The organism is Gluconobacter sp. R75690 (assembly GCF_015244525.1).
Classification (GTDB): Bacteria; Pseudomonadota; Alphaproteobacteria; order Acetobacterales; family Acetobacteraceae; genus Gluconobacter; species Gluconobacter potus.
This window is the reverse complement of record NZ_JABCQB010000028.1, coordinates 1-6282: the sequence shown is the minus strand read 5'-3', so window position 1 is coordinate 6282 and position 6282 is coordinate 1. Positions and strand designations below refer to the sequence as shown.

Below are 6282 nucleotides of genomic sequence, written 5' to 3'. Positions count from 1 at the left end.
CCAGTGCGTAGGATGTGCAGCATACCATTGAGAAAACGGCGGTTATCTCCAGACGGGCGCGCCCAACGTCCACGCTCAGAAGGCAGAAGCGGACCAATTATCGCCCATTCCGCATCCGTCGCCCCGATCGTCTCGTCCAAAGCCATCTCCAAATGGCAGCGTTGAATCAATCTCGTGCACCCCCGTCAAGCTTTGTCCACGAGCGCTAAAACATCTTATGTGTCTCCAGCCAGTTATGATGACCTCATGAACGGCCCTTGGCCAAGAGCGGTTCATGAGGTGAGATACAGCGCTTAAACACAGTTGCTAGCGGATATTTCGGAAAAAAGATGATACGGGATACGGAGCTAACAGCCGTACCGATCGATAGAGCCACAGGAACGCCCTCTGGACGTAGTAAGAGACCGAGCAATGGCATAAGAACCAGTCCGGCCCCTGGAAACTGCACTCAGAGCAAATTCAATGAATGCGATGCTAAAGTAAGAGAAACCAGCCAGCCATTTCTCGGCACTCCGTCTTACCCGTCTCTTATAACAAGAGAAAATGACCCGATGTGTTGGCGATAAATTCGCTGGATATATCAATACCCTCTCAATCGATCGCAAACGCCAACAAAATATACGACCATTTTATAGAAGATAATTTGCCATATCCACATAATGCCATACCCACCCCAAGAAATCGAAACAGAATAATTCAATTACGGCAAATATAATAACAAATGCGCCCGATCCGGGATCGAACTATTTTATTAATAATGCCCAACATTGTCTATCTTTCCTTGTGAGTTGAGAATGCTTCCTCGAGTATGCAGAAAGCATCCCAGATACTGGAGTGCATGAGAATAGGACAAAGATTAAGCCGAATGACAAACTGGTTTATATCCAGGCCCATAGCAACGACGCTACTTACAATCGCGCTCTGCCTGTTTGGTATAATGGGCTATATATCATTACCTGTTGCCGATCTTCCTAATATTGATTTTCCAGTTATCCAGGTACAGGCCCTTCAACCCGGTGGAACACCTGAACAGATCGCGAGTTCCATTGCGGAACCTCTCGAGCGTCACCTAGGATCTATTGCCGGTTTGGAGGAAATGACATCACAGTCCAGTAGTGGAATGCTACGGGTTACGCTCCAGTTTTCGCTTTCGCGAGATATCAATGGAGCGGCTCGCGATGTTGCCGCTGCCCTGCAGGCAGCTCGCGTTGATCTGCCGCGCACTCTAAGACAGAATCCGACGTATTCGAAAGCCAATCCTAATGATCCTCCGGCCCTGATCCTTGCACTAACGTCGCACAATCATACGCTGCCGGAATTATACGATCAGGCGACCAACAATCTGGTGCCACTGTTATCACATATCCGTGGCGTTGGACTGGTACAGATCACTGGAAGTGCCTTGCCCGCAGTACGCGTGGAAATCGATCCACTATATTTATACAAGTATGGCCTTGGATTTGAAGATATCCGCGCTGCATTGGCGTCAGCCAATGCCGATACCCCTAAAGGGGTTGTTGATACCCACGATCAGCGCTTTCAGATAGTGACCAATGATCAAATTCACCATGCTGCCGACTATCAAAATCTCATCGTGGCGTGGCGCAACGGCCGGCCGATTCATCTGGATGATGTCGCGCAGACTATCGATAGCGTCGAAGACGTTCGCAATGCCGGCTACTATGATCGCCAACCGGCTATTGTGATGCAAGTATATATGCAGGCCGGTGCGAACATCGTCGCGGCGATGGATCAGGTACACAGTCAATACAAGCAGATGCAGCGCACTCTGAAGTCCGGCGTTGACCTTCATGTGGTCATGGATCGATCCGTCGTCATTCGCGCCTCTCTTATGGATACACGCATGACGCTCGGTATCTCAGTCGTGCTGGTCATATTGATCGTTCTTCTATTTTTAGGATCTCCCCGTGTGGTCCTCGTTCCGGCCATCGTCATCCCTGTATCTCTTCTGGGAACGCTCGGCTTTCTGTGGATACTCGGCTATGGCCTCGATAACATGTCGCTGATGGCATTGACGATCGCCACCGGGTTTGTCGTTGATGACGCTATTGTTGTCGTCGAAAATATTGCCCGGCACGAAGAAGAAGGCGTCCCCGTTTTGGACGCCGCAAAGCAGGGGGCATGCGAGGTTAATTTTACAATTATCTCGATCACAGCATCCCTCATCGTGGTTTTTCTTCCGATCCTGCTCATGGGAGGGCTGACCGGTCGCCTATTCCATGAATTCGCCATAACCGTCTCGATCTGCCTGTGCGTTTCAGCCGTATTGTCTCTGAGCCTCACGCCAATGATCTGTGCACATCTGGGCACACAAGGCTCGACGAGTACGTTTACTCAGGCTCTGGACCGATGTCATAACCGCGTACTGCATGCCTATCAGCGCACCTTGATGGCCTCTTTTCGTCATCCGATTATGGTCCTACTGTCCATCCCGGCTACGATCGGTCTGACACTCATACTCTACCAAAACCTGCCACGAAGCCTCTTTCCCGACGAAGACACAGGAATGCTTCTGGGACGTATTCTAGGAATCGAGACAATCTCGTTCCAGGCGATGGAGCAGAACATGAGCACTGTCCAGACGCTCCTTCTGCAAGATCCTGATGTAGCATCCGTCGCGGGCTTTCTTGGCGGGCGGGGATCGTCTAATCAGGGGAATATCTTCATACGCCTCACAGACAAGGCAACACGCAGCAACAGTGTTGCTGAGACCATGAAACATCTGGATGCTCGCACGCGCGTTCTCAAAGATGCGCGCTTCTTCGCGCTTCAGCGAGGCGCCATCCGGATTGGCGCGCGCCCTAGTAACGCGGCTTATCAATATACCCTACGGGCAAACGATGCTCACATGCTTTACGAGTACACACAACGCCTTCTAACCGCTCTGACCAACGAACCCACGTTGATGGACGTCTCCTCAGATGTTCTTCTGGGAGGCAGCAGTATGGACGTCCATATTAATCGTGACATATCTGCCCGCTTACAAATCACACCTCAGCTTCTTGATAATGTTCTCTATGATGCTTATGGCCAGCGCGCCGCATCCGTCATCTACAATCCACTCAACCAATATCGTGTCGTTATGGAGGTCGCGCCACGCTTCTGGCAGTCTCCCGAGATGTTGGCCCAGACATGGATCAGTACGTCTGGAGGCGCGCCTTCGGGAGCGTCACAATCAAATCGCATTCGTGTCCGATCCATTAATTACAACTTCAGCAACCGTGATGTGTTCCAGAGCGTCGATAATCTTCTGGCGAACAGTCTCGCAGGGGGAGCATCAGCATCCTCGGGTTCGGCAGTCACGACAACGGTGGAAACAATGGTGCCGCTATCTGTCGTATCGACCCGTCAGGATAGCGCAACAGCGCTCGCGGTCAATCACGAGGGCCAGGCCATCGCCGCCACAGTTTCGTTCAATCTCCCGCCCGGTGTCTCATTGGGCCAGGCGATGAACACTGTTGATAGAGCCGTTGCGCGCATCAAGCTTCCGCCGTCGATTCAAGGTAGTTATGCCGGAAATGCCGCACAGCTACGCAGCTCGGCGGGGAGTGAACCACTTCTCTTCGGATGCGCTGTTCTGGCGATTTATATCGTGCTGGGCATATTATATGAGAGCATGATCCACCCATTGACGGTTCTCTCCACTCTGCCGTCCGCAGGTGTAGGGGCAATGCTGGCATTATGGCTGTGCCACGAAGAATTTTCGCTTATGGCGATGATCGGCCTTCTTCTTCTGGTCGGAATTGTCAAGAAGAACGCGATCATGCTGATTGATTTTGCGATCGAAGCCGAGAAGCACGGAGCAACAACCCGGGATGCCATCCTGCGGGCCTGTGAATTGCGCTTTCGTCCCATCATGATGACGACATTTGCGGCGGCATTTGGCGCCCTGCCGCTGGTTCTGGGGCATGGCTATGGTGCCGAGATGCGTCTGCCACTCGGCATTACCATTCTCGGAGGCCTCGCTCTAAGTCAGGCACTGACACTTTATACCACACCCGCCCTGTATGTCGCTCTCGCTCGCCTCGCGGTCATGGCAAAGCGCGTCCTTGCGCGTCAGCATCCTGCTGGGGGCGCCCCATCATGAGCCAAGAAATTCCCCATTCTGTCGCACACATCCTCCTTGTTGAGGATGACGTCAACACGGTCGAATATATCGAGTGTTTTTTCAGAAACTCACATGTCCATATTACAACGGCCACTGACGGTCTCAGTGGCCAAAGTCTGGCGACATCCCGTTTATGGGACTGCATTATTCTCGACCGCCGTCTTCCTGGAATGGACGGTTTGACAATTTTAACGAACATAAGATCTCAAGACATTCAGACACCTGTTCTCTTTCTGACGACCATGGACGGTATTCATGATCGTGTTAGCGGGCTGCGGAGTGGTGGAGATGACTACCTCGTCAAACCGTTTGCATTAACGGAACTCTCGGCAAGAGTAGAAAGCCTGCTTCGGAGATCAAGAGAATTTTCAAACGAAACCCGCCTCTTATTCGCGGATCTCGAGATAGATCTTCTGACCCGTGAAGTCCGTCGCGCCGGGGCGAAGTTGTATATTCAGGCTCAGGAACTCAAGCTCCTCGAATATTTCATCCGGCATCCGCTCGTCATTTTTTCACGTGAAATGCTTCTGCAAGCTGTCTGGGACATCGACTTTCCCATCCGGACAAATCTCGTTGAAACGCATATTAGCCGGCTGAGAGAGCGACTGGGGCGCGATGCTCCGCAGTTGATTCATACCGTCAAAGGAAAAGGCTATATTCTGCGCGGTCCTAAAACATGAGGAATGACGTCGTCACGCCTTCTCAGGGGCCATCTCCCTTTCGCAGTTCGTCTTTTCGGATCGTTGCATTATTTGCGGGTTGCTTCGTCATCAGTGGTGTCACTGTGATGGCTTTCTCCGGCTACCATAGCCTGAACCTTCTATCGCAACAGATAAAGCAGTCCGTGGCCAATGAGCGTGACGAGGCCCTTTCGGAGGCGCGCATTAAGGACGTCGCGCATCTTGAACCCGTCATGAGCGAACTCGTACGAAACGAGCCTGGATTTTATTATCTTCTTCAGAATGCTTCAGAACACATTGTCGTCGGTAACATGCTTCACCTGAGACACGTTCCAGGCTGGCGAACACTGTCCTGGACCCATCGTTCCCTACCCCCTGACTATCACCCTGTGATCGGATATGGTTTGATATTGCAGGACGGCGGATACCTGTTCGTCGGAATCGATGCCAGACCGGTGCAAACTCTTCGTCGTGACCTGTGGTTCATGTTGGGGTGGAGCGCCATCGGCTTTATCCTGATCGGTGTGGCCGGCGGTTTGGTTCTCAGTCGGCTTGTTCTAGGAAAGATTGAAGTCATCAGCCAGACGGCGCGTGACATCATGCGTGGCGACCTGTCTCGCCGGCTCCCCTTGAATGCCGTAAATGACGAGTTCGATCATCTTGCGGTCAGCCTGAACGCCATGCTCGAAAGAAACGAGACCCTCGTTGCCAGTATACGTCAGGTCACCGATGACATCGCTCATGACATGAGGCGCCCGCTTGCCCACCTGGGTCAGCATCTTGAGAGCCTTTCAAGAATCGCGCTGCCTCCCGCTGGAGCGGGCGTCCTCAATCAAGCTAGACACAATCTGGACGAAGCCTTAGAGATTTTCGCTTCCTTGCTGAAACTGGCTCAGATCGAGGCCGATGATCGTGTGCGCGATAAGCAGATGCTCGACGTCAACGAAATTCTGCTCACGATTTCAGACCTCTATCGACCTATTCTGGAAGATCGTAACCAGAGCCTCAACCTGAGTATCCCGTCTCACACCATGCATCTTGACGGCAACAGGGTGCTTCTGACCCAAATGCTTGCCAACCTTCTTGAAAACGCCACAAATCATTGTCCTGCCGGCAGTCAGATTACCCTTTCGTCCTCCGCACTTCCCGGCATTGTAACCATTGCAGTCTCCGACAACGGGCCGGGCATCCCCGTTCACGAACGGGAACGTGTCTTTGAAAAAATGGTCAGGCTCGACAGGAGTCGCTCCGTGCCGGGAACCGGACTTGGCCTCAGCATGGTAAGGGCTATTGTTCGGCTTCATGGAGGGCAGATCCGTCTTCTGGATAACGAACCTGGCCTCCGCTGTGAATTGAACTTCCCTAGCGCCCGTGGACAAAGCTGATCCAAAGGAAGGCTGAGGCGATCGAAACAAAGCCGAGGTAGGACTGGGCGGTCTTGTCGTATCGGGTAGCGACACGCCGCCAGTTCTT

Annotated in this window: 4 protein-coding genes; 3 read left to right on the top strand and 1 reads right to left on the bottom strand. The window is 52.5% G+C overall.

What is annotated here, in order from left to right; translation table 11 throughout:
• On the bottom strand, window positions 1–146 hold a 146-nt coding region (locus tag HKD27_RS16825), incomplete at its 3' end, for a transposase (RefSeq protein WP_370544289.1).
• A gap of 719 nt (window positions 147–865) precedes the next feature.
• On the opposite strand from HKD27_RS16825, the gene HKD27_RS16050 reads away from it, so the two are divergent.
• From HKD27_RS16050 to HKD27_RS16040, 3 genes are read left to right on the top strand one after another with little or no spacing between them, the layout of a single operon-like run.
• Entirely contained in the window at window positions 866–4108 is a 3243-nt protein-coding gene (locus tag HKD27_RS16050) for an efflux RND transporter permease subunit (protein ID WP_194690200.1), read from the top strand.
• A complete protein-coding gene (locus HKD27_RS16045) occupies window positions 4105–4809 on the top strand; it encodes a response regulator transcription factor (RefSeq protein ID WP_194690199.1) in 705 nt (234 codons plus the stop codon). Before HKD27_RS16050 ends, HKD27_RS16045 begins: the two co-directional genes overlap by 4 nt.
• Window positions 4806–6194 (top strand): HAMP domain-containing sensor histidine kinase, encoded by a 1389-nt coding sequence (locus HKD27_RS16040; RefSeq protein ID WP_228518605.1) that lies wholly within the window; start codon window positions 4806–4808, stop codon window positions 6192–6194. Before HKD27_RS16045 ends, HKD27_RS16040 begins: the two co-directional genes overlap by 4 nt.
• The last annotated feature ends 88 nt before the right edge of the window (window positions 6195–6282 follow it).